This is a genomic window from Candidatus Pelagibacter sp. PS_43 (genome assembly GCF_059417795.1).
Window position 1 is genome coordinate 187,717 of record NZ_CM182066.1, and the last position, 24,739, is coordinate 212,455.

Genomic DNA, 24,739 nt, shown 5'->3' on the forward strand with positions numbered 1-24,739 from the left:
AGTGAATAGGGTCTTTTTTTTGCCATCATTATAATTACAAATTAGACTTTATGTTAAGTTATAAAAAAATATTTCACATCAAGGCCCTAGCTTTATTTATTTTATTTTCAAATATTACGTTGGCTGATAATCATAATTTAAATGAAGTATTAGAACTAATTCAAAAAGATTTAAAAACACTTGAGAAGGCAGTTTATTCAGGATCAATCAATACAAGCAGTTTAAGTAATCAAGAAAATTTTGATCAAAGTTCAGAAGATGTTCTAACAAGACATTTACTAAAACTATCAGATATTGAAAATCAGTTTCAAGAATTAACTAACAAATTTGAAGAAATAAATTTTAAGCTTGATAAATTATCAAATAGACTTTCTAAAGTTCAAGCTGATAATCAAGTAAGATTTCAAGAAGTTGAAAATGCATTATCATCAGGAGAAGTAAATCAAAAATTAACATCTAGACCAAAAGAAACAGTGGAAAAAGTTTTACCAGGCTCTTCACAGCCACAAGATTTGGGCTCAATTTCTTATAAAGATAATGAAGACCAAAATACTACACAACAAATTCAATCTATTGAAACAACCTCTTCAATAGTAACAGAAACTTTTCAGGCAGAACAAACAATACTGCCAGATGATATACCTGAAAAACAATATGAGTTTGCAACAAGTTTTTTAAAAGTGGGAGATTATAATACCGCTGAGCGAGCTTTTAGAGAGTTTGTATTAGCTAATCCAGAAAATGCTTTAGCAGGTAATGCACAATATTGGTATGCTGAAACTTTTAGAATTAGGCAGCTTTATACAGATGCTGCCTCAGCTTATTTGGAAGGTTATCAAAAATATCCAAAAGGTGAGAAGGCTCCTATAAATTTATTAAAACTTGGTGTATCAATGGTACAGATAGGTGAAAAAGAACAAGGATGTAAGATGATCGAAGGTGTTGCAAAGCAATATCCTAAAGCCAATCAATCAGTATTACAAAAAGCTAAGTATGAATCTAAAAAATTTGAGTGTGAAAAACAAAACACGTAGTCAGATTCTTGAATACTTAAATAAAAAAAAAATTTCTAGAATATATAAAAAGTTTGCAGCATCTTTGCAGGTTGAAGAAAACCTAGCCGTGGCTGTATCAGGAGGCCCAGATAGTCTAGCTTTAGCATATTTAGCAAAATGTTATGCTATTAAAAAAAATATAAAAATATATTACTTTATTGTTGATCATAGACTTCGAAGTGAGTCATCTTTAGAGGCCACAAATATAAAAAATTTTTTAAAGAGCATTGATATAAATTGTGAGATTTTAAAATGGAATGGAAAAAAACCAACTAAAAATATTCAAGCTATAGCAAGGAATAAAAGATATTCATTATTAATTAATCAGTGTAAAAAAAAAGATATAAAACACTTATTGTTAGGACATCACTTAAATGATGTTTTAGAAAACTTTTTAATCAGAATAGTTAGAGGAAGTGGATTAAATGGATTAATTTCATTCAATAAAATTAGTAAATACAGAGATCAAAATATTAATATTTTAAGACCACTTCTTGATATAGAAAAAAAAGATTTAATTTATATCACAAAAATTATTTTTAATTTTTATGTTAATGACCCATCTAATAAAGATGAAAAATATAAAAGAACAAGGATTCGAAACTTATTACACTCTTTAGAAAAAGAAGGTTTGGATATTAAAAAGCTTGAACTAACCATTAACAATCTCAGAGACTCAGATAGATCAATTAAATTTTATGTGGATAGAAATTTAAATAAGAATTCAAAGTTATTGAATAAAGGTAAAACTTACATTTTAAATAAATTTTTTTTTGATCAGTCACATGAGGTAATTTTTAGATCTTTAACAAAAATTATTCAAATTATTGGAAGAAAATATTATCCTGTTAGGGGAAAAAGTATTGATGAAGTAATTAATGCCATTAAACAAAAATCTTTTACCAAGTTAACATTGGGTGGCTGTTTTATTGAAAGGATTAATGAAACGATATTAATATCCAGAGAAAGCGTGCATAAAGTCTGAATTATGTAACAATTTGACACTTGTTTAATTAGCAATAATTATTATCTTAAGGGTATGAACATGAAAAATTTAGCAATGTGGGCTGTAATTGTTTTTCTAACAATTGGACTTTACAATATGTTTAAAAACCCACAGGCTAGCATGGGTGCAAATAATGCAATTATATTTTCAGAATTTTTAACTGAGGTGGAAAATGGTGGAGTTGTAAAAGTTGAAATACAGGGCAACAATATAAAAGGTGTTTTTTCTAATGGAGAATCTTTTTCAACATATTCACCTAATGATCCTAATTTAATTGAAAAACTGTCTAGTAAAGGAGTAAGTATTTCTGCAGCTCCAATAGAAGATAAAATGCCATCGCTTTTTGGTATTTTATTATCTTGGTTTCCAATGTTGTTATTAATAGCTGTTTGGATTTTTTTTATGAGACAAATGCAAGGTGGAAAAGGTGGCGCAATGGGCTTTGGTAAGTCCAAAGCTAAAATGATGAACGAGTTAAAAGGAAAAGTAACTTTTAACGATGTTGCTGGAGTTGAAGAAGCAAAAGAAGAAGTTGTAGAAGTTGTAGAATTTTTAAAAGATCCAAAAAAATTTAGTAAGTTAGGAGGTAAAATCCCTAGGGGGTGTTTGTTGGTTGGTCCTCCAGGTACAGGAAAAACATTACTTGCAAGAGCTATAGCAGGAGAAGCTGGGGTTCCTTTCTTTACTATTTCAGGTTCAGATTTTGTAGAGATGTTTGTTGGTGTTGGTGCCTCACGAGTTAGGGACATGTTTGAACAAGGTAAGAAGCATTCCCCATGTATAATCTTTATTGATGAAATAGATGCAGTAGGAAGAAGTAGAGGAGCTGGTCTAGGCGGTGGAAATGACGAGAGAGAGCAAACATTAAACCAATTATTAGTTGAAATGGATGGATTTGACACAAACGAGGGTGTCATAATTATTGCGGCTACTAACAGACCAGATGTTTTAGATCCAGCCTTATTAAGACCAGGAAGATTTGATAGACAGGTAGTTGTTTCAAATCCTGATATTATTGGTAGAGAAAAAATTTTAAAAGTGCATGTTAAAAAAATAAAGATGGCTCCAGATGTTAACTTAAGAACTATTGCAAGAGGAACACCAGGATTTTCAGGGGCTGATCTTGCAAATTTAGTTAATGAGTCAGCTTTATTAGCAGCTAGAAAAAATAAAAGAATAGTAACTCTTGATGAGTTTGAAGAAGCCAAAGATAAAGTAATGATGGGTGCCGAAAGAAGATCAATGGTTATGACAGAGGATGAAAAAAAATTAACAGCCTATCATGAAGGTGGGCATGCACTTGTGTCTTTTAATATGGAAGGCTATGATCCAATACATAAAGCAACAATCATACCAAGAGGTAGAGCCTTAGGAATGGTAATGAATTTACCTGAACGAGACAAGCATGGGTATTCAATTAAGTTTTTAAAAGCTAGAATGGCTGTTTGTTTTGGTGGAAGAGTGGCTGAAGAAGTAATTTTTGGAAAAGACAATATTTCAACAGGAGCTGGCGGTGGAGCTGGATCAGACATAAACCAAGCCACACAATTAGCAAGAGCGATGGTAACAAAATATGGAATGACAGAAGAATTAGGACCTGTAGAATATGGTGAAAATGAAGAAGAGGTCTTTTTAGGTAGATCAGTAGCTAGAACACAAAGTGTGTCAGAAGCTGTTGCTCAAAAAATAGATAAAGAAATAAGAAAACTAGTTGATGAAGGGTACAATAAAGCAAAAGAAATATTAACAACTAAGGTTGATGATCTTCATAAAATTGCAAAAGCACTTTTAGTTTATGAAACATTAACTGGTGAAGAGATAGACAACCTAATAAATAAAAATATATACCCAAGCAACAAAGAAGATTTAAAAGTGGAAGATGATGATAAAGACTCTGCTTTAAGCTCAATGGGTCTTAAGCCAAAAATAGTTCATTAAAAATTAATGAAAAAATATTACACAAGAGCGTGTAATTTTACTCATGGAATAAAATCAATTAATCTTGTAAATAAAAAAATTAATTTACCATTAAGAGGAAATAATAAAATTTCCTTTAATGAAATTGAGATAATTTCTAGAAATTCAAAAAAAACAATTCAGATAAAAGATGTTAAGAATTTACCAAAATTTTTAAGAAATAAAGTTACAAAAGATCTTTCCATAATTACTAAAAAGAATAAAAATTTTGCCAATCTTAATTTAAATGATATTCCAAATTTAATGGGTGTGTTAAATTTAACACCAGATAGTTTTTCTGATGGAGGAAGATTTAATAAAAAAAATAGAGGTGTGACTCATGCTATGAATTTATTTAAATTTGGATCAAATATTATTGATGTGGGCGGTGAGTCAACAAGACCAGGGTCACAAACTGTAAGCAATGCGAGAGAATGGAAAAGAATTGAAAATACTATTAAGAAGATAAGTAAAAAATTGCCAATATCATTAGATACCAGAAAATCAGAAATAATGAAGAAAGGAATTAAACTTGGAGTTAAAATTATAAATGATATTTCAGGGCTAGAATATGATCAAAAAACAATTGAGATCTTAAGAGATTATAAAACACCATTTGTTATTCATCATTGTCAAGGGACACCAGAAACAATGCAAATTAAACCAGTCTATAAAAATGCACTATTAGATATCTATGATTTTTTTGAAAAAAAAATAAAACTGTTAAGAACGAAGGGTATAAAACATAATAATATTATAATTGATCCAGGTATAGGTTTTGGAAAAAATTTGAAACATAATATGAATTTAATAAGGGATATTTCTATTTTTCATACACTTGGTTTTCCTATATTAGTGGGTGTGTCAAAAAAAAGATTTATCAAAGAAATTGCAGGCATAAATGATACAGAAAATAGAACTGGGGGAACAGTTGCTTCGTCTCTTTATTTAGCCTCACAAGGGGTGCAAATTTTGAGAATACATGACGTAAAGGAATTAATGCAAAGTATAAAAGTATTTAAAAACATAATCCAAAACTAATGACAAAAAAATATTTTGGCACAGATGGCATCAGAGGATTAGTTAATAGCAAGAATATTAATGGTGATATGTTTTTCAAGTTTGGATTAGCATCAGGAACATATTTTAAAATTCAAAAAAAAACAAAACAATTAGCTATTATTGCAAAAGATACTAGGTTGTCAGGTTATACACTTGAGCCTGCTTTAGTATCGGGGTTAGCTTCAGCAGGCATGCATGTTTATACTTTGGGCCCCTTACCAACGAATGGTCTTGCAATGCTAACAAGAAAAATGAAGGCTAATATGGGCATTATGATAACAGCTTCACATAATCCTTATTCCGACAATGGTCTAAAATTATTTGGACCAGATGGTCTAAAATTATCTGACAAAATTGAAAAAAAAATAGAAAAATTAATTGATAAAAAAATTGATAACAATTTAAGTCGACCACAAAAATTAGGGAGAGTTAAAAGACTGGAAACAGCAAATGATGAATATATTAAAATTTTAAAAAAAAATTTTCCAAAGGATTTTAACCTTATAGGTTTAAGAATAGTAATAGATTGTGCAAATGGAGCTGGCTATAAAGCAGGTCCAGAATTATTAAAATCCCTTGGAGCAAAAGTGTTTACAATTGGCGCAAAACCAAATGGATTAAATATTAATAAAAATTGTGGTTCAACACATCCAAGTAAAATTAAAAATGCAGTAAAAAAATATAAAGCACACCTTGGTATTTCTTTAGATGGCGATGCGGATAGAATTATTTTGTGTGATGAAAAAAGTAATATCATTGATGGAGATCAAATAATTGCAGCAATAGCTCTAAGGTGGAAACAAAAAAAAATGCTAAAAGGAGGTGTGATTGGCACTCTAATGTCTAATTATGGTTTAGAAAAATTTTTTAAAGGAAAGAATATAAAATTTATAAGAGCAAATGTTGGGGACAGATATGTAAAAGAAAAAATGCAAAAATATAATTTTAATCTTGGAGGTGAACAATCAGGTCATATTATTTTAGGTAAATTTGCAACTACAGGAGATGGTTTGTTGGTTGCTTTAGAAGTATTATTTTCTCTAAGAAAAGGGAAAAGGGCTAGTAATTTTTTTAATACTTTTATTAAAACTCCACAAATCCTAGAAAATATTGAAGTAAAAGATAAAAATATAATAAATAATATCGATGTAAGAAGTTCTATTAAAAAAGCTGAAAAATTAATAAAAAATCAGGGAAGAATCCTAGTTAGAAAGTCAGGAACAGAATCTAAAATAAGGATTATGGGAGAAGGTATAAATAAAAAACTTTTACTGAATTGTTTAGAAATTATTAGGAAAAAAATAAAATAAATTGAAACCTAAAGCAAAAATATTGATAATTGCTGGATCGGACTCTTCTGGTGGAGCGGGCATTCAAGCTGATATTAAAACAGTCACTTCTCTAGGATCCTATGCCATGACAGCAATCACAGCAGTTACAGTTCAAAATACCACAGGTGTAAAATCAATAATCCCAATAAATCCAAAAGAAATATCTAAACAAATAGAATTTACTTCAAAAGATATTAGGCCTGATGCAATCAAGATTGGCATGTTACACTCTTCTAAAGTTATCAAGTCTGTTATTAAATCTTTAGACATAATAAAAGTTAATAAAATTATTTTAGATCCAGTTATGGTAGCCAAAGGAGGTGCAAAGCTAATTGATAATGAAGCAATAAAATTACTAAAAAATAAATTGATTAAAATGGTTAGTTTAATAACTCCAAATATTCCTGAAGCAGAAATCTTAACTAATACAAAGATTAAAAGTAAAGAAGATATGATTTATGCAGCAAGCAAGCTGTTAAACCTTGGTGCTAAAAATGTATTTATTAAAGGGGGGCATCTAAATTCTAAAATAGTCCAAGATATTTTTGTTAATAAAAAAGAGATTATGATTTTTAAAAACAATCGAATTACAACTAATAATACACATGGAACTGGTTGCACTTTATCTTCAGCTATTACTTCATTTTTTGGATGTGGAAAAACACTAAAGAAATCTTGTGAGCTTGCAACTAAGTATGTAAATAATTCAATTAATTCTAAGATTAACTTTGGTAAAGGCCATGGACCGATTAACCATTTAAGCTCGATAACAATAGAAAAAGAATTTAGATAATGAGAAACGTTGTAGTTGTTGGATCACAGTGGGGAGATGAAGGTAAAGGAAAAATCGTTGATTGGCTGTCAGACCAAGCAGATGTTGTAATTAGATTCCAAGGCGGACATAATGCGGGGCATACTTTAGTTATAGATGGTGTCACGTATAAGTTAAGGTTGTTACCTTCTGGAATTGTAAGAAAAAATAAAATTTCAATTATTGGCAATGGAGTTGTTGTTGATCCCTGGGCATTATTGGAAGAAATTAAAGAAATTAAATCTAAAGGTGTTGAGGTTAATATAGATAATTTTATAATTTCAGAATCTGCTAATTTAATTTTACCATTTCACAGAGAAATGGATGAGATAAGAGAAGATGCTGCTGGAAAAGGAAAAATTGGAACTACAAGAAGAGGAATTGGCCCTGCTTATGAAGATAAAGTTGGAAGAAGATCAATTCGAGTTATGGATTTATTGTCGGAGAGTAATCTTGATCATAGATTAGAAACTGTACTTTTACACCACAATGCAATTAGAAAAGGCTTAGGTAAGAAAATCTTTGAAAAAGATAAACTCAAATCAGACTTGTTAAAAATTGCACCAGAAATACTTAAGTTTTCTCAGCCAGTATGGCTTAGAATTGATGAATTCAAAAAACAAAAAAAGAGAATATTATTTGAAGGAGCACAAGGAATTTTACTTGATGTTGATCATGGAACATATCCCTTTGTAACATCCTCGAACACTGTAGCTTCTAGTGCTGCGACTGGAACTGGTTGTGGACCAAATTCTATTCATTATGTTCTTGGAATAACTAAAGCTTACACAACAAGAGTAGGCGAAGGTCCTTTTCCCACTGAACTAACTGATGATATTGGAGAATTACTTGGGTCAAGAGGAAAAGAATTTGGTACTGTTACAAGCAGAAAAAGAAGATGTGGTTGGTTTGATGGGGTCTTAGTAAGACAAACAATTAAAATTTCAGGAATAGATGGTATTGCACTGACTAAATTAGATGTTTTAGATGAATTAGATGAAATTAAAATGTGTGTTGAGTACGAATTGGATGGAAAAAAAATGGATTATTTGCCTGCAGCTGTTGAGGATCAACTAAAAATAAAACCAATTTATAAAACTTTTCCTGGATGGAAAAGCTCTACTCAAGGAATAAAAAATATTGAGGATTTACCCGAGAATGCAAAAAAATATATTTATGAGCTAGAGGACTTTATTGGAACTAAGGTTTCAAGTATTTCGACAAGCCCTGAACGAGAAGACACTATTCTTTTAGAAAATCCTTTTGAAGTTTAGTTAACAGGTAGTAAATTTTTTGATTTAGCAGATAACAGCATATGTTTTTGAAGTTTCTCAAAAGCTTTATTCTCAATTTGTCTAATTCTTTCTCTACTAATTTTATACTTTTTACTTAAGTCTTCCAGTGTAGTAGGTTCATCATTTAATCTTCTTGAATATAAAATTTCTCTTTCTCTTTCATTTAATATTTTTATAGAGTCTTTTAACAAACCTTGTCTTTGAACCATCTCTTCTTGATGAGCAAATTTTAAATCATGATCTAATTCTTTGTCAACCAACCAATCCTGCCACTCATCTCCATCCTCACCAACTTGAGCATTAAGAGAAAATTCTTTACCTGACAGTCTTCTATTCATTGAAACTACTTCATCTTTACTAACATCAAGTTTATTTGCTATTTCATTTACATGTTCTGGTCTTAAATCACCTTCAGATTGAGGTGCAATTTGATTTTTAATTTTTTTTAGATTAAAAAATAATTTTTTTTGAGCAGTTGTTGTTCCTATTTTTACTAGGCTCCAAGATCTTAATATATATTCTTGTATAGATGCTTTGATCCACCACATTGCATATGTAGCCAATCTAAAACCTTTTTCTGGTTCAAATTTCTTTACAGCTTGCATTAATCCTACATTTCCTTCAGAAATCATTTCATTTACTGGAAGACCATATCCTCGGTATCCCATTGCAATTTTTGCAACAAGTCTAAGATGACTTGTTACTAACTTTTCTGCAGATTTTATATTTCCTGTTGCCTTCCAATTTTTTGCTAACATATATTCTTCTTCAGCCTCGAGCATAGGAAACTTTTTAATCTGCTCAAGATAAGCGGATAAACCACCTTCGTTAGAAAGTGTTGGCAGGTTGTTATTCATAGTAGTGCTCATGATTAGTATTTATTTAGTTGACCGTGATATTATTTCAAGACTTTATTTACTAGTATTTCTAAGCAATGTTAGAATATTTTCAAGTTCTTGTGGCAAAATTGAGGTAAAGACCATCTCCTCATTAGTTTTTGGGTGAATAAAACCCAACGTTTGAGCATGTAGAAATTGTCTGTTTAATTTACAAATTAAATTTTCTAAATTTGTGTCAATATTTTTAAGTTTTTTATATTTCTTTTTATATTTACCATCACCCATAATGCTATTACCCATGTGAGTCATGTGAACTCTTATTTGGTGTGTGCGTCCAGTTTCTAATCTACATTCAACAAAACTTAATGTAGGTGTTTTGTCATTTTCAAAAACTTCAATAGTTTTATAATTTGTAATTGCTCTTTTACCTTTAGAATTACTTACTTCCATCATTTGTCTATTTTTTGAACTTCGAGTGATAAACGTATCAATTTTTCCAGACGAAGGTCTAAGTTTTCCCCAGATTAAAAGTTGGTAAACTCTGGTAATTGAATGTTCGCTAAATTGATGCGATAAATTTTCATGTGTTTCATTGTTTTTTGCAATAACAATTAATCCAGAAGTGTCCTTATCTATTCTATGAACGATACCAGGGCGCAGTTCATCACCAATTGTAGATAAAGAGTCTTTATTATAATGCATTAGAGCATTTACAATTGTCTCATCATAATTACCTGCTCCTGGATGCATAATAATTCCAGCTGGTTTATTTATTACAAGAAGGTCACTATCTTCATAAATGATTTCTAATTTAAAATTATAAGGTTTTAATGAAGCTTCTTTTGGTTCAGGAATTTGAAGGGTTATTTTATCACCAATTAGTACTTTTTTGGATGGGCTATTAACAATCTTATTATTTAGCTTTAATTTTTCTTTCAGTATTAAATTTTTAATTCTTGTTCTGCTAATCAAATTTTCACGTTTATTAATAAATACATCAAGCCTGAGGTTGTTTTCATCTTCTTTAACTATTAAATTAATGTTTTTTTCCATAAAATATAATATTAATACTATACGCGCTTGTAGCTCAACTGGATAGAGCGCCTGACTTCGGATCAGGAGGTTCTGGGTTCGACTCCTAGCAGGCGCACCAATTATTGTTGTTATTTTACTACATCTATTTAGTCAAAGTAAACCAACAATCTCATTTGCTTAGCTTCAAAATTAATTTTATCAACCATCATCTTATTTTTATATAATTTTAAAAAATTGATTAGTTCAATTGGTTTTTTTTAATCAAAATTTAGAGGCTCGAATTAATCTGTCATTAATTGATTTTCCAAGAGCCACATTAGGGATTTTTTCTACTGCAATTGATTTATAACCTTTGTTTTTTATTTTTCTTAAACAGGAATAAAGGTTTTTAGCAGCTTCATTCAAATCTCCTTTTTTACTCAGATAAAAATAATTAGATAAATGATTTTTTCTTTTTTTTATTAAAATATATGCCTCATCAATTTTAGTTTTTTTAATATTCATTTTTAGTGGAATACCAGGTGAATAGTGAATTTTAGATTGGCCAGGAGAAATTTTTTTTTTAGGATTAATATTTATTTTAATTTTCTTAGACAAAACTTTTTCTATTTTAGAAATTTCTAGACCACCTAATCTAAGTATTTTTGGTTTATCTCTTAAATCAATTATTGTTGATTCTATACCTATTTTACATTGACCTCCATCTAAAATATATTTAACTTTATTTCCAAAATCCTCTACAATATCTGAACTCTGCACAGCACTTACTTTTGTTGAAATATTTGCACTAGGAGCAGCTAATGGGTAATCAAGCTCTTTTAATAATTTTCTAAAGATTTTATGTTTAGGAAATCTTACTGCTAAATTAGATTTTTTGTTAGTGACTATTTTAGAAATTTTGGAATTTTTTTTTAAATCTAAGACATATGTAATCGGCCCAGGAGAGAATTTTTTATACAATTTGATAAAACTATCATTTAACAAACAATCTTTTTTTAAGTCTTTGATATTGTGATAGTGAACAATTAAGGGGTTAGATTTTGGTCTTTTTTTCAATTTATATATCTTTTTAACTGCATTATTAGAGTAGGCGTTGGCCGCTAATCCATAGACAGTTTCTGTAGGGACACCTATGCAATAATGATTATCAAGATAATTTTTCGCTTTTTTGATTTTTGATTGATAAGATTTCATATATTAATAATTATTATTATATGAAAGATAAAAATTTACCACTTGATAATACCCCTGGTTCTTTAGAAGAATTAACAATTGAAGCAAATAAAATTATTGAATATCTAGAAAAAAAAAAAGATCTAGAAAATTCTATAGATGATTATCAAAAGTTGTTAAGATTAAATAATATTATTGAAAAAAAATTTCATAAGGATAATAAAAAAATTAATGAAGAAACAAAAAATAGAATTAATAAAATATTAATAAAAAAAAATGAGAAATAAGCTTAAAGAAATAGCAAAAGATACAAATATATTTTTACAAAAATTTATTACCAAACAAAAAAAAACTGAATTAATTCCTGCAATGAAATATGGCTTATTTCCTGGCGGAAAAAAGATTAGGTCAAAAATCTTATTAGATATTGGTTCTATATTTAAGATTAAATATCAGACATTAATTGCTATTGGTGCAGCAGTAGAATGTATACATGCATACTCATTAATTCATGATGATTTACCCTGCATGGATAATGACGCTTTAAGAAGAGGTAAACCCTCAACACACATTAAATTTGGTGAGGCTACAGCAGTTCTTGCAGGCAATTCACTTTTAACATTGGCTTTTGAAATTTTAAGTAGCTCTTATTTAAAAATAAGTGAAAGTAGTAAATTGTCTTTAATTAAAAGATTATCTGAATGTTCTGGTCATTTAGGAATAGCAGGAGGACAATATTTAGATTTAAATTTTGAAAAAAAAAAAGTTTCAAAAAATAAGATTATAAATATGGAAGTAAAAAAGACTGGAAAATTATTTAGTTTCTGCTGTTCTGTTGCTCCAATAATAAAAAATAGATCAGCAAAAGAAATAAATTTTTTTGATAAAATTGGTTCTAATGCTGGTCTCTTATTTCAGATAGCAGACGATGTAATCGATTATCAAGGATCTTCCAAGGTTGCTGGAAAAAAAACAGGTAAAGATAAAAAAAAAGGTAAGGCAACCTTAATCAGTTTACTTGGATACAAAAATGCTATTAAATATAGTGAAAATATTAAATTTAAGATAATTAGTGATCTAGATAAACATAATTTTAAATCAAATAATTTAAATGAGACACTGAATTATATTTTAAAAAGAAATAAATGACTGAAGATTATAAATATTTAAAAGAAATTAATTTTCCAGCAGATTTAAGGAAACTTTCTGAGAGTCAACTTCAAGATTTATCTAATGAATTAAGAGCAGAGATGATAAACGCAGTTTCTCAAACTGGTGGACATTTGGGTGCTGGACTAGGTGTTGTAGAATTAACTGTAGCCTTACATTATGTATTTGATACACCAAATGATAAATTAATATGGGATGTAGGTCACCAAACATACCCCCATAAAATTTTAACTGGTAGAAAGTCAAAGATTAAAACTTTAAGACAAGGAAATGGTTTGTCAGGTTTTACTAAAAGATCAGAGAGTGAATACGATCCATTTGGAGCAGCTCACAGCTCAACATCCATTTCATCAGCGCTAGGAATAGCTGAGGCAAACAAGCTATCTAACAAGTCAAATAATGTAATTGCCGTTATTGGTGATGGTGCAATTAGTGCAGGAATGGCTTATGAGGCAATGAATAATGCTGGGGCCTCAAAAACTAAAATGATAGTAGTCTTAAATGATAATGACATGTCGATCGCTAAACCTGTAGGAGCAATGAGAACTTATTTAGCAAAATTATTTTCTGGTAAAATATATTTTAGCTTAAGAGAGACTTTTAAATTAATTACTTCAGCCTTTTCTAAAAGATTTAGTGCAAATGCAGGTAAAGCTGAGGATTTTTTACGTTCAGCTGTTACAGGAGGAACACTATTTAATTCACTGGGATTTTACTATGTTGGTCCAATTGATGGACACGATCTGGATACACTTGTTCCAATTTTAAAAAATGCAAGAGACTCTAAGCATCAAGGACCAATTATGATTCATGTTAAAACGCAAAAAGGAAAAGGATATTCATTTGCTGAAAAAGCAAGTGATCATTATCATGGTGTTTCCAAATTTAATGTAGTTACAGGTGAACAAGTAAAAAGTGGTGTAAATCTTCCAGCTTATACAAAGGTGTTTGCAAATACTCTAGTCAAACATGCTGAAAAGGATAGTAAGATAGTTGGTATTACAGCAGCAATGCCAGGAGGCACAGGTATGGATATTTTTGCAAAACAATTTCCAAAGAGAATGTTTGACGTTGGAATAGCAGAACAACATGCGGTTACTTTTGCTGCTGGTTTATCAACGGAAAATTATAAACCCTATGTTGCAATTTATTCAACTTTTTTACAAAGAGCGTACGATCAAGTTGTTCATGATGTAGCAATACAAAGTTTACCAGTAAGATTTGCTATAGATAGAGCTGGTTTAGTAGGAGCAGATGGATCTACACATGCGGGCTCTTTTGATATTACTTATTTATCAACCTTACCAAATTTTATAGTAATGGCTCCTAGTAATGAGTCTGAATTTATAAAAATGATCAATACTTCAGTGCACATTAATGACAAGCCATGTGCAATTAGATATCCTAGAGGAACTGGAGTTGGTCTGGAGCTTCCATCTATAGATGAAACTTTAGAAATAGGTAAGGGAAGAGTTATTCAAAAGGGAAAACAAGTTTGTATTTTGTCTTTAGGAACTAGGTTGGAGGAGTGTAAAATTGCAGCAGAGGAGCTTAAAATTAAAGGCATTAACCCCACAATCATTGATGCAAGATTTGCAAAACCTTTAGATCAAGAACTTATTTTAAAATGTGCTAGAGAACACGATTTGATGATAACTATAGAAGAAGGTTCAATTGGTGGTTTTGGTTCTCATGTTAAAAATTTATTAGCAGAGAAAGGAATATTTGATAAAGGTTTGAAATTTAGATCAATGACATTACCAGATATTTTTATAGAACAAGATGATCCAAAAAAAATGTATGATGTTGCTGGTTTAAATGCTTCACAAATTTCAAAAAAGATACATGATGTTCTTTTTGTTAAAGAGTCAATTAAAGTAGTTAAAAATTAAAATAAGAACTATCCACACTGAGCTTTATTCATCAGGTAATGATCTAATAAAACACAATTCATCATAGCTTCCCCTACAGGAACCGCTCGAATTCCAACGCATGGATCATGTCTACCTCTAACAGAAATAGTTGTATTTTTTCCAAATTTATCAATCGTTTTTCTAGTTGATAAAATAGAAGAAGTTGGTTTTACAGCAAAAGATGCAATAATTTCTTGACCAGTTGAAATTCCACCCAATATGCCTCCTGCATTATTTGAATTAAATTTTAATTTTTTTCCTTTTTGAGAAATTTCATCAGAATTTTGTTCTCCACTTAATTGAGCTGAATTCATACCTGAGCCAATATTAACTCCTTTGACAGCATTAATACTCATCATAGCAGAAGCAATATCCATATCTAATTTAGAATATATGGGGGCACCTAATCCAACAGGAACTCCTCTTGCTCTTATCTCAATAATTGCTCCACAAGAAGAACCTGATTTTCTTATATTCAATAAATATTTTTCCCACAATTTTATTATATTCTTATCAGGACAAAAAAAAGGGTTTCGATTGATAGTTTTATCTGACCATTTAGTTGTATCACATCCAAGTATACCTAGCTGCGTAACAGCACCAATAACTTTGAATTTCTTACCTAATTTATTTTCCAAAACTTTTTTCGCAATTGCACCAGCTGCAACTCTAGCTGCTGTTTCTCTAGCTGATGATCTTCCACCTCCACGGTAATCTCTTATTCCATATTTTTTAAAGTATGTAAAATCTGCATGGCCAGGTCTAAATTTATCTTTAATATTTCCGTAATCTTTTGATCTCATATCTTTATTATAAATAATTAAAGATATTGGAGTCCCTGTTGTTTTTCCTTCAAATACACCTGATAAAATTTGAACTTTATCATCTTCTTTTCTTTGAGTGGTAAATTTTGATTGTCCAGGTTTTCTTCTATCCAATTCTTTTTGTATATCTAGTTCTTTTAAACTAATATTTGGTGGACATCCATCAACTACACACCCTAGAGCAGGACCGTGAGATTCTCCCCATGTTGTGAAACGAAATTGCTTTCCAAAAGTATTAAATGACATTATCTATATTATATAGATTATTTTGTTAAAATTATGAATCAAAAAAACTCACTAGGACTTAATAGTTGCTTTTTAGATATTAAAGACCCAATAAAGCTATTTGAAGTTTGGATGAATGAGGCAAAAAGGTCAGAGTCTAACGATCCCAATGCTCTTGCATTGGCCACATCTGATCTCAATAATTTTCCTTCAGTAAGAATGGTTTTATTAAAAGATTTTAATAAGCAAGGATTTGTTTTTTATACTAACTTAGAAAGTCAAAAAGGTAATGAATTAAAAAAAAACCCTAAAGCAGCAATGTGTTTTCATTGGAAAAGTCTTTTGAGACAAGTAAGAGTAAATGGTATAGTTAAAAAAGTTACAGATGAGACAGCTGACCAATATTATAATTCTAGAAGCTATGAAAGTAGGATAGGCGCATGGGCCTCCAAACAAAGTTCTGTATTAGATAGTAGAGATGATTTAATAAAATCGATAGAAGATTATAAAAAAAAATACAAAGATAAAAATAATGTTCCACGACCAAATTATTGGTCAGGCTGGATTTTAGAACCCTCAAGTATTGAATTTTGGTTAGATGGAAATAGCAGAATCCATGAGAGGCTTAAATTTACTAAAGATGATAATGATGAGTGGAATAGAACGCTATTAAGCCCTTAAAAACTTCTTTCAAGACTAAACGAAGTAAGATCTTCTAAAATTTTTTTCTCTTCATTATTTTTAAAAATACTTAATGAATTAGATGCAAGGTTTATAAAATGTTCTGCTTTTTTATAGCATTCTTTAATAATCTTATATTTATTAATTAGATCTAGTGTAAAACTTAAATCTTCTTTAGATCTAATTTCTTGTTTAAAAATATTTTGTAACTTATCTTTTTCTAAAGAATTAACTTTTTGAAATAATAAAATCACTGGAAGGGTAATTTTACCTTCAAAAAAATCCTTACCAATTTTTTTACCAAAATTTTTAAGATTAGAATTATAATCTAAAGTGTCATCTGCAATTTGAAAAGTTAATCCTAAATTTTTTCCATAAAACTCCAAAGCTTCTTTTTCTTTAGTTTCACTATTTGATAAAATTGCACCAACTTTAGTGGCCGCTGAAAAAAGTTCTGCAGTCTTAGCTGTAATTATTTTAAGATAAGTTTCCTCAAGCATGTCTGTTTCTCCTTTATACTGAAGTTGTAAAACTTCTCCCTGAGCTATTTTAGACGATGTTGAAGATAAAAGTTTTAAAACTTCTAAATTACCATCCTCTACCATCATTTCAAAACATCTGCTAAGAAGGTAATCTCCAATTAATACAGAAGAGTGATTTCCCCAAATTGAGTTAAGAGTTTTTTTTCCTCGTCTTATATTTCCAAGATCAATTACATCGTCATGCATAAGAGTAGCACCATGTATCATCTCAACACAAGCTGCCAAATTAATATCTCTGCCACCTTTTGTGTAGCCACACAATTTAGCAGATCCAAGAGTCAACAAGGCTCTTAGTCTTTTTCCTCCAGTTAATATATGGTAATCAGTCATTTTTTGAACTAAATCTACATCACTTATGAGTTTTGATTTAATTTTTTCTTCAACAAGAACTAATTTTTCATCAACAGAATCTTTCAGTTGAAAGTAAGAATTATTTATTTGATTTCTTAGTTGAACTACAGTGCCCATAATTATTAAGTTAGTATAATTCAGTTATATTTATTACTTATCAATTGACGCACCTTAATCTTCAACTATAAGTAGGCTTTATATTAAATCAAAAATTCTGTAAGGAATAACAATGTTCTCTTTTTTTAAAAAGAAAAAAATAGTAGCCCATATTAGATTAAATGGAGTTATTGGAAATGCTGGTAAATTTAAGCAGGGTATTGATTTTGCAGGTCAAGAAGAGATAATAAAAAAAGCATTTTCTCTAAAAAAAGCTAAAGCTGTAGCAATTACCATAAATTCCCCTGGAGGATCACCAGTTCAATCTCATTTAATATATAAATTCATAAGAGCTCAAGCAAAAAAGAATAATATTAAAGTAATAGTTTTTGCTGAAGATGTTGCTGCATCAGGAGGCTATCTAATAGCATGTGCGGGGGATGAAATATACGCAAACTCAAGCTCAATCATTGGCTCCATAGGAGTTATATATTCTTCATTTGGTTTCACCGAACTTATAAAAAAAATTGGTGTTGAAAGAAGAGTGCATACTGCTGGGAAAAATAAAAGTTCGCTGGATCCTTTCCAAGATGAAAAAAAAGAGGATATAGATAGACTTAAAAGTATTCAACTAGACTTGCATAAAGATTTCATAGATGTTGTTGAAGAAAGCAGAGGATCTAAATTAAAAAAAGATGGTATTGAACTTTTTTCGGGTGAGTTCTGGGCTGGCAGTAAAGCAAAAGAACTAGGTTTAATTGATGAATTAGGTGATGCTAGTCAAATTTTGAAAGAAAAATTTGGAGATGATGTTGTTATCAAAAAATTTGAAAAACCAAAAGGATGGTTTAGCAAAAAATTTTCTTCTTCTTTAAATCAAGTTGACCAGTTGGCAACTATTTTGGAGGAAAGATCTATCTGGCAAAGATATGGCTTCTAAAGAAAAAATCAAAAATAAAAAAACAAAATCATTTCAAGATATAATTCTGAATCTTCAAAAGTATTGGAGCAAGCAAGGTTGTTTAATCCTTCAGCCATATGATATAGAAGTTGGAGCTGGTACTTTTCATCCTGCAACGACACTAAGATCATTAGGGCCAAAACCTTGGAAGGCTGCCTATGTGCAACCATCAAGAAGACCTACAGATGGTAGGTATGGAAATAACCCAAATAGATTGCAGCATTATTATCAATTTCAAGTTTTGATTAAACCATCACCAGATAATATTAAAAAACTTTACTTAAATAGCCTGTCAGTAATTGGCATTAATCATAAAGAACATGATATTAGATTTGTGGAAGATGACTGGGAAAGTCCAACGTTAGGTGCGGCAGGATTAGGATGGGAAGTTTGGTGTGATGGTATGGAAATCACACAATTCACTTATTTTCAACAAATGGGTGGCATAGAATGTAAACCTGTATCAGTGGAAATCACATATGGCTTAGAAAGAATATGCATGTTTACTCAGCAAAAAAAAAATGTTTATGATCTTTTGTGGAATGATGAAGGTATTAAATATGGAGAAGTTTTTTTGCAAGCTGAAAAAGAATTCTCAGCATATAATTTTGAACATGCCAATACAGATAATCTATTTAAAATGTTTGATATGCATGAATTTGAAGCAAAGGCGCTAGTAGAAAAAAAAATTTCATTACCTGCATACGATCAATGCCTAAAAGCTAGTCATGTATTTAACATTTTAGATGCACGAGGAGCCATAAGTGTTGCTCAAAGGGCAGGGTATATTGGACGTATTAGAGATATTACCAAGGCAGTTGCAGAAATGTGGTTGAGTAGCCAAATAGATTAATGTCTGAATTTTTTTTAGAATTATTTAGTGAAGAAATACCCGCTGGATTACAACAAAATGCTCGTAAAACACTATTAGAGAGTTTTCACAAACTTTTTTTAGAAAAGAAAATTGTCTTTAAAAAAAGTACATCTTTTTCAACACCAAATCGCCTTGTAATTTTATTTGAGGGACTATCTAAAGAAGTAATACAAAAAGAAGAAGAAATAAGAGGACCAATTATAAGTGCACCAGAAAAAGCATTAGAGGGCTTTATAAGATCAAATAAAATAGAAAAAAAAGACTTATTTAAAAAAAAAATAGAAAAAGGTGAATTTTATTTTTATATAAAATCTTCTAAAAAGACCAACACAATTAATTTATTACAAGAGCAAACACCAATAATACTTGAAAATCTTCAATGGAAGAAATCAATGAAATGGGGGAATTATAGTTTAAATTGGGCGAGACCTTTAAAATCAATATTGGGTATTTTTGATGGTAAAAATTTAAACTTTAAATTCCATCATTTAAGCTCTTCCAATACAACCTTTACAGATAAAGAATTTGAAGATAAGAAAAAAAATTTTAAAAATTTTAAAAATTATGAAAAGTTTTTTAGCCATTCAGGAATTATTATTAATCAATCTTTAAGAAAAGAATTTATTATAAAACAATTTGAAAGAATATCTCAAAAAAAAAATTTCACTATTGAGGCTAATAAGAAACTTTTAGATGAGGTTACTGATTTAGTTGAACAACCAAATATTATAGTTTGTAAATTTGATGAAAAATTTTTAGATATACCAAAAGAAATCTTGATAATTACAATGCAACATCATCAAAAATATTTTCCAACCTTTGATAAAAACGGAAAGATCACAAATGAATTTTTAGTTGTTGCAAATAACAAGGATACGTTGGGTTTTATAAAATCGGGTAATGAGAGAGTTGTTGATGCAAGATTAAGTGATGCTCAATTTTTTTGGGAAAAGAATAAATCCCAAAATCTTGTTAAGCAAGTTTCCAAATTGAAAAACATGAATTACTTTAAAGGATTGGGCTCTTATTTTGATAAAATCCAAAGAATGAGAAAACTAGGAGGAATGATTTCAGACCAATTATTAATTAGCAAAGATCAAGTGGAGTTATCAGCATCAATCTGTAAGGTAGATTTAATCTCAGATTTAGTTGGTGAGTTTCCAGAGCTTCAAGGAATAATGGGTGGTTATTTTTCTGAAGTACAAGGTTTTGATAAGGAAATAGCTCTCGCTGTTCGTGAACATTATTTGCCATCCGGTCTTGATAGCAAAACACCCAAAAAGCCATTTAGTGTAGCTTTAGCTCTTACTGATAAAATTGATACCCTAGTTGGATTTTTTGGTATTAATCAAAAACCTACAAGCTCAAAAGATCCATATGCACTAAGGAGATCTGCTTTGGGTGTCGTAAAACTTTTAATTGATAACAATAAAGATTTTAAAATTAAAGATTTAATCAGTTATTCAACATCCCTGCATAGAGACCAGGGTTTTGAGTTAACTAATGAGTTGCATCAAAAAGAATTAGCAGAATTTTTGATGGATAGGCTTAAATATTATATGAAAGAAAAACAAATTAGAGGAGATATTATTGAAGCGAGTGTTAGTTCTCACAATTTAGATAATATGAATAAAATATATAATAAGGCATCAACATTAAATAGCGTTATTTCTAAAGAAATTGGAGAGGATATTGTCATAAATTATAAAAGAGCATCAAGTATATTAAGTGGTGAGTTAAAAGATAAAGATATTGAATTATCAAATACAACTGATCCTGGTATTTTTAAAAATGATTATGAAAAAAACCTATTTAAAAAGATAAATGAATTAAGGAAATATTTTAGCAGCATTAACAAAGATGAAAATTATAAGGAAACACTAATAGTTTTAGCGAGTGCAAAAAAAGTAATTTCAGATTTTTTTGATAACGTAAAAGTCAATGATGAGGATAAAAATATTAAAAAAAACAGATTGGAACTTTTACAAATGTTATGTAGAACATTTAACAATTATATTAATTTTTCTAACATAGAAACCAAATAGTGAATAAACTGATATTAAATTTTAAATCTAAAGAGTCTAAAAAAATAAAGAGTCCTAAAAATTTTTTAGGTGGTAAGGGAGCTAATCTTTCAGAAATGGGAAGAATGGGGCTACCTGTCCCACCAGGCTTTACAATCTCAACTAAAGTTTGTGAATTATTTTATAAAGATAAAAAAAAATTAAATTCCAAAATAATTAATAGTATTAAAAAAGAATTAAGAATTATTGAAAAAGAAGTAGGAAAAAAATTTGGTGATTTAAAAAATCCATTATTATTGTCTGTTAGATCTGGTGCTAGAGTATCAATGCCAGGTATGATGGATACAATTTTGAATTTAGGCTTAAATGACAAAACTGTAATAGCTCTAGCAAATAAAACTTCAAATACAAGATTTGCAAAAGATAGTTATAGAAGATTTATCCAAATGTATGGAAATGTTGTAATGGGGGTGGAGAGCTATCATTTTGAAGAGTTAATTGAAAATTATAAATTAACAAAAGGTGTGCTTTTAGATACAGATTTAGATGCTAGTGATTGGGAGGGGTTAATTAATGATTTTAAAAAAGTTGTTAAAAATCAAACAAAAAAAGAATTTCCACAAAATGTATTTGAGCAATTGCTTGGAGCAATAGATGCAGTTTTTTTATCTTGGGAGAGTAATAGAGCAAAGGTTTATAGAAAATTAAATCAAATACCAGCAGAGTGGGGCACAGCTGTTAATGTACAATCCATGGTTTTTGGTAATATGGGTAATGATTGTGCAACAGGAGTTGTCTTTACTAGAAACCCATCTGATGGCTCTAATGAAGTTTACGGAGAATACTTAATTAATGCACAGGGTGAAGATGTGGTAGCTGGAACAAGAACACCACAATATATTACAAAAAAAGCTCGTAAGGATGCTAAAGCTAAAGAAGCATCTATGGAAGAGTCTATGCCAAAAGTATTTAAGCAACTAGATAAAATTTTAAAGGTTTTAGAAAAACACTACAAAGACATGCAAGATGTAGAGTTTACAGTGGAGAATAATAAACTTTGGATGTTACAGACAAGATCTGGAAAAAGAACTTCAAAATCTGCAGTTAAAATTGCCGTAGATATGGTTAAAGAAGGATTGCTGTCAAAAAAAGAGGCTGTAATGAGAATAGATCCTGCTTCACTTGATACCTTATTGCACCCTACACTTGATGAAAAAAGTTTAGTTAATGTAATAGCAAATGGATTGCCTGCATCTCCAGGTGCAGCAAGTGGAAAAGTTGTTTTTTCATCAGAAGAGGCTGAAAGATTAAATGATGTGATGCAAGATACAATCTTAGTGAGAGTTGAAACTTCCCCAGAAGATATTCATGGAATGCATGCTGCAAAAGGAATTTTAACTGCTAGAGGAGGAATGACTAGTCATGCGGCAGTTGTGGCAAGAGGCATGGGAAGACCATGCGTTTCTGGTTCAAGTGAAATTGATATCAACTATGAAGCAAAAACTTTTAAAACATCTTCAATTGAAGTTAAAGAAGGACAGATAATTACAATTGATGGTTCAACTGGTAGAATTATTCTTGGAGAAGTTCCAACAGTTAAACCAGAAATTTCTGGGGATTTTTCAAAATTAATGAGTTGGGCAGATAGTTTCAGAAAGTTGAAGGTTAGAACTAATTCAGAAACTCCACTTGATACAAAAACTGCAAGAGACTTTGGTGCCGAAGGTATTGGTCTTTGTAGAACAGAGCATATGTTCTTTGATGAAGAAAGAATTTTATCAGTTAGAGAAATGATCCTGTCAAAAACAGTTGATGATAGAAATAAAGCTTTATCAAAACTATTACCACATCAGAGAAATGATTTTATTGAAATATTTAAAATTATGAGTGATTTGCCAGTAACAGTTAGATTGCTAGATCCCCCTTTACATGAGTTTCTTCCTAGAACAGAAAAAGAAATAAATGATGTAGCAAATGTAGTAGGCTTACCATTGAAGGAAATAGAGTCCAGAATTAATGAGTTACATGAACAGAATCCAATGTTAGGACATAGAGGCTGTAGATTGGGAATTTCCTTTCCAGAAATTTATGAAATGCAATGTAGGGCAATTTTTGAAGCTTTATCTGATTTAAAAATTAAGAAGATTAAATCAGCATTTCCTGAAATAATGATTCCTCTTGTATCGACTGAAGCTGAAATTAAAATAATGAAAGATCTAGTAATAAGAGTTGCACAAGAAGTTCAAAAAGATAAAAAAGTTAAAATTGATTATTTAGTAGGAACCATGATTGAGCTCCCTAGAGCAGCTATAAAAGCTAATGACATAGCAAAACATGCAGAGTTTTTTAGCTTTGGCACTAATGATTTAACTCAAACAACATTTGGTTTGAGTAGAGACGATAGTGGAAAATTTTTAAATGATTACCTTGATAATAAGATTTTTTCTATAGATCCTTTTGTTTCCATAGATGATGGCGTAGGTGATCTTGTCGAAATTGCAGTAAAAAAAGGCAGAGAAACAAATAAAAAAATTAAACTTGGAATTTGTGGAGAACATGGGGGAGATCCAAAAAGTATTCATTTTTGCTCAAAAGTAGGTTTAGATTACGTTTCATGCTCACCTTATAGGGTACCAGTTGCAAGATTGGCCGCTGCTCAAGCAGAAATATCAAAAAAAATTAAATCTCTAATTTAAAGTCAACAGCTGGAACGCTATGAGTGATACTACCAATAGAAACTCTATCTACACCTGTTGCTGCAATTTTTTTTATGGATTTTAAATTGACGTTTCCTGATGCTTCAGTTTCGTAGTATTTTTTTGCGATTTTAACTCCAGTCTTTAGCGTTTTTATATTCATATTATCAAATAAGACTGTATCAAACTTTAGACCTATTATTTTTTTAAGTTGATTAAGATTATCAACTTCAACCGTAATTTTTCTTCCTTTTTTATTCTTTATAGCCAGCAAAACTAAAGTTTTAATATCATAACTTGCTATATGATTATCTTTAATTAAAAACTCATCACTTAAATTGAATCTGTGGTTTGTTCCACCACCTAACTTTACAGCATATTTTTGTATTATTCTTAAAGTTGGAATTGTTTTTCTGGTACAACAAATTTTACAGTTCTTATTAACTAGTTTAACAAATTGATTGGTTTTAGTTGCTATACCAGAGATATGACTCAAAAAATTTAATGCAACTCTCTCACCAATTAAAATATTTTCAGCCTTACCTTGTATTATTGCAATAACATCTTTTTTTTTTACAATTGAACCTTCTTTTTTCTTAATAGCAAATTTTATTTTATTATCTATTAGCTTAAATGTGTGTTTTGCAAATTCTAATCCCGCAATTATTGCTGGTTGATTGGAAATTAATTTAACTTTAATAGTTTTATCATTTTTGATTAAATTTGATGTAATGTCACCATCTGGATAAAGGTCTTCATTTAAGGCAAGCTTGACTTTATTTCTTATATAATAGGTACTAAGTTTAAATTTAGACACTT

General features: G+C 29.9%; 21 protein-coding genes and 1 tRNA gene. 16 read left to right on the forward strand and 6 right to left on the reverse strand.

Annotated elements, in window-relative coordinates; all coding sequences use genetic code 11:
- Positions 1-50 precede the first annotated feature (50 nt).
- Genes ybgF through AC5SLL_RS01070 form a run of 7 tightly spaced genes read left to right on the forward strand, consistent with a single transcriptional unit; the run spans position 51 to position 8,495 of the window.
- Entirely contained in the window at positions 51-1,034 is a 984-nt protein-coding gene (gene ybgF, locus AC5SLL_RS01040) for a tol-pal system protein YbgF (protein ID WP_494586741.1), read from the forward strand.
- A complete protein-coding gene (tilS, locus tag AC5SLL_RS01045; protein ID WP_494586742.1) occupies positions 1,015-2,040 on the forward strand; it encodes a tRNA lysidine(34) synthetase TilS in 1,026 nt (341 codons plus the stop codon). The genes ybgF and tilS overlap by 20 nt, the downstream gene beginning before the upstream one ends.
- 60 nt (positions 2,041-2,100) lie before the next feature.
- A complete protein-coding gene (ftsH, locus tag AC5SLL_RS01050; RefSeq protein WP_494586743.1) occupies positions 2,101-3,999 on the forward strand; it encodes an ATP-dependent zinc metalloprotease FtsH in 1,899 nt (632 codons plus the stop codon).
- A 6-nt stretch (positions 4,000-4,005) separates the two neighbouring features.
- A complete protein-coding gene (gene folP / locus AC5SLL_RS01055; protein WP_494586744.1) occupies positions 4,006-5,058 on the forward strand; it encodes a dihydropteroate synthase in 1,053 nt (350 codons plus the stop codon).
- A complete protein-coding gene (gene glmM, locus AC5SLL_RS01060; protein WP_494586745.1) occupies positions 5,058-6,389 on the forward strand; it encodes a phosphoglucosamine mutase in 1,332 nt (443 codons plus the stop codon). The genes folP and glmM overlap by 1 nt, the downstream gene beginning before the upstream one ends.
- 1 nt (position 6,390) lies before the next feature.
- Entirely contained in the window at positions 6,391-7,203 is an 813-nt protein-coding gene (gene thiD, locus AC5SLL_RS01065) for a bifunctional hydroxymethylpyrimidine kinase/phosphomethylpyrimidine kinase (protein WP_494586746.1), read from the forward strand.
- Entirely contained in the window at positions 7,203-8,495 is a 1,293-nt protein-coding gene (locus tag AC5SLL_RS01070; RefSeq protein ID WP_494586747.1) for an adenylosuccinate synthase, read from the forward strand. The genes thiD and AC5SLL_RS01070 overlap by 1 nt, the downstream gene beginning before the upstream one ends.
- Here AC5SLL_RS01070 and rpoH read toward each other — a convergent pair.
- Positions 8,492-9,373 carry an RNA polymerase sigma factor RpoH gene (gene rpoH / locus AC5SLL_RS01075; protein ID WP_494580187.1) on the reverse strand — a complete coding sequence of 294 codons (882 nt, stop codon included), beginning with the start codon at positions 9,371-9,373 and terminating at the stop codon, positions 8,492-8,494. The genes AC5SLL_RS01070 and rpoH overlap by 4 nt on opposite strands.
- A gap of 54 nt (positions 9,374-9,427) precedes the next feature.
- Positions 9,428-10,408, reverse strand: coding sequence for an RluA family pseudouridine synthase (locus AC5SLL_RS01080; RefSeq protein WP_494586748.1), 981 nt, complete (start codon positions 10,406-10,408; stop codon positions 9,428-9,430).
- A gap of 23 nt (positions 10,409-10,431) precedes the next feature.
- On the opposite strand from AC5SLL_RS01080, the gene AC5SLL_RS01085 reads away from it, so the two are divergent.
- A tRNA-Arg gene (locus AC5SLL_RS01085) sits at positions 10,432-10,508 on the forward strand.
- Between the two features lie 143 nt (positions 10,509-10,651).
- Here AC5SLL_RS01085 and AC5SLL_RS01090 read toward each other — a convergent pair.
- Positions 10,652-11,584 carry an L-threonylcarbamoyladenylate synthase gene (locus tag AC5SLL_RS01090; protein WP_494586749.1) on the reverse strand — a complete coding sequence of 311 codons (933 nt, stop codon included), beginning with the start codon at positions 11,582-11,584 and terminating at the stop codon, positions 10,652-10,654.
- Between the two features lie 20 nt (positions 11,585-11,604).
- Here AC5SLL_RS01090 and AC5SLL_RS01095 point away from each other — a divergent pair, with 20 nt between their 5' ends.
- Genes AC5SLL_RS01095 through dxs form a run of 3 tightly spaced genes read left to right on the forward strand, consistent with a single transcriptional unit; the run spans position 11,605 to position 14,625 of the window.
- Positions 11,605-11,850, forward strand: a complete 246-nt coding sequence (locus AC5SLL_RS01095; protein ID WP_494586750.1) for an exonuclease VII small subunit — start codon at positions 11,605-11,607, stop codon at positions 11,848-11,850.
- Positions 11,840-12,712, forward strand: a complete 873-nt coding sequence (locus AC5SLL_RS01100; RefSeq protein WP_494586751.1) for a polyprenyl synthetase family protein — start codon at positions 11,840-11,842, stop codon at positions 12,710-12,712. Before AC5SLL_RS01095 ends, AC5SLL_RS01100 begins: the two co-directional genes overlap by 11 nt.
- Complete coding sequence (gene dxs, locus AC5SLL_RS01105) at positions 12,709-14,625, forward strand: 1-deoxy-D-xylulose-5-phosphate synthase (protein WP_494586752.1); 1,917 nt, start codon at positions 12,709-12,711, stop codon at positions 14,623-14,625. The genes AC5SLL_RS01100 and dxs overlap by 4 nt, the downstream gene beginning before the upstream one ends.
- Positions 14,626-14,633: 8 nt before the next feature.
- Here the strand turns inward: dxs and aroC are convergent, their stop codons facing one another.
- On the reverse strand, positions 14,634-15,716 hold the full coding sequence (gene aroC / locus AC5SLL_RS01110) for a chorismate synthase (RefSeq protein ID WP_494586753.1): 1,083 nt from the start codon (positions 15,714-15,716) through the stop codon (positions 14,634-14,636).
- A 33-nt stretch (positions 15,717-15,749) separates the two neighbouring features.
- Here aroC and pdxH point away from each other — a divergent pair, with 33 nt between their 5' ends.
- Complete coding sequence (pdxH, locus tag AC5SLL_RS01115; RefSeq protein WP_494580198.1) at positions 15,750-16,376, forward strand: pyridoxamine 5'-phosphate oxidase; 627 nt, start codon at positions 15,750-15,752, stop codon at positions 16,374-16,376.
- On the opposite strand, the gene AC5SLL_RS01120 is transcribed toward pdxH, so the two are convergent.
- Entirely contained in the window at positions 16,373-17,386 is a 1,014-nt protein-coding gene (locus tag AC5SLL_RS01120) for a polyprenyl synthetase family protein (protein ID WP_494586754.1), read from the reverse strand. The genes pdxH and AC5SLL_RS01120 overlap by 4 nt on opposite strands.
- 112 nt (positions 17,387-17,498) lie before the next feature.
- Here AC5SLL_RS01120 and AC5SLL_RS01125 point away from each other — a divergent pair, with 112 nt between their 5' ends.
- Genes AC5SLL_RS01125 through ppdK form a run of 4 tightly spaced genes read left to right on the forward strand, consistent with a single transcriptional unit; the run spans position 17,499 to position 23,920 of the window.
- The gene (locus tag AC5SLL_RS01125) at positions 17,499-18,305 is read left to right on the forward strand and encodes a S49 family peptidase (protein ID WP_494586755.1); all 807 of its coding nucleotides are present in this window, start codon (positions 17,499-17,501) and stop codon (positions 18,303-18,305) included.
- On the forward strand, positions 18,295-19,179 hold the full coding sequence (locus AC5SLL_RS01130) for a glycine--tRNA ligase subunit alpha (protein ID WP_494573367.1): 885 nt from the start codon (positions 18,295-18,297) through the stop codon (positions 19,177-19,179). The genes AC5SLL_RS01125 and AC5SLL_RS01130 overlap by 11 nt, the downstream gene beginning before the upstream one ends.
- Entirely contained in the window at positions 19,179-21,245 is a 2,067-nt protein-coding gene (gene glyS, locus AC5SLL_RS01135) for a glycine--tRNA ligase subunit beta (protein ID WP_494586756.1), read from the forward strand. Before AC5SLL_RS01130 ends, glyS begins: the two co-directional genes overlap by 1 nt.
- Positions 21,245-23,920 carry a pyruvate, phosphate dikinase gene (ppdK, locus tag AC5SLL_RS01140; protein WP_494586757.1) on the forward strand — a complete coding sequence of 892 codons (2,676 nt, stop codon included), beginning with the start codon at positions 21,245-21,247 and terminating at the stop codon, positions 23,918-23,920. The genes glyS and ppdK overlap by 1 nt, the downstream gene beginning before the upstream one ends.
- On the opposite strand, the gene nadC is transcribed toward ppdK, so the two are convergent.
- On the reverse strand, positions 23,904-24,737 hold the full coding sequence (gene nadC / locus AC5SLL_RS01145; protein ID WP_494586758.1) for a carboxylating nicotinate-nucleotide diphosphorylase: 834 nt from the start codon (positions 24,735-24,737) through the stop codon (positions 23,904-23,906). The genes ppdK and nadC overlap by 17 nt on opposite strands.
- Positions 24,738-24,739: the final 2 nt, after the last annotated feature.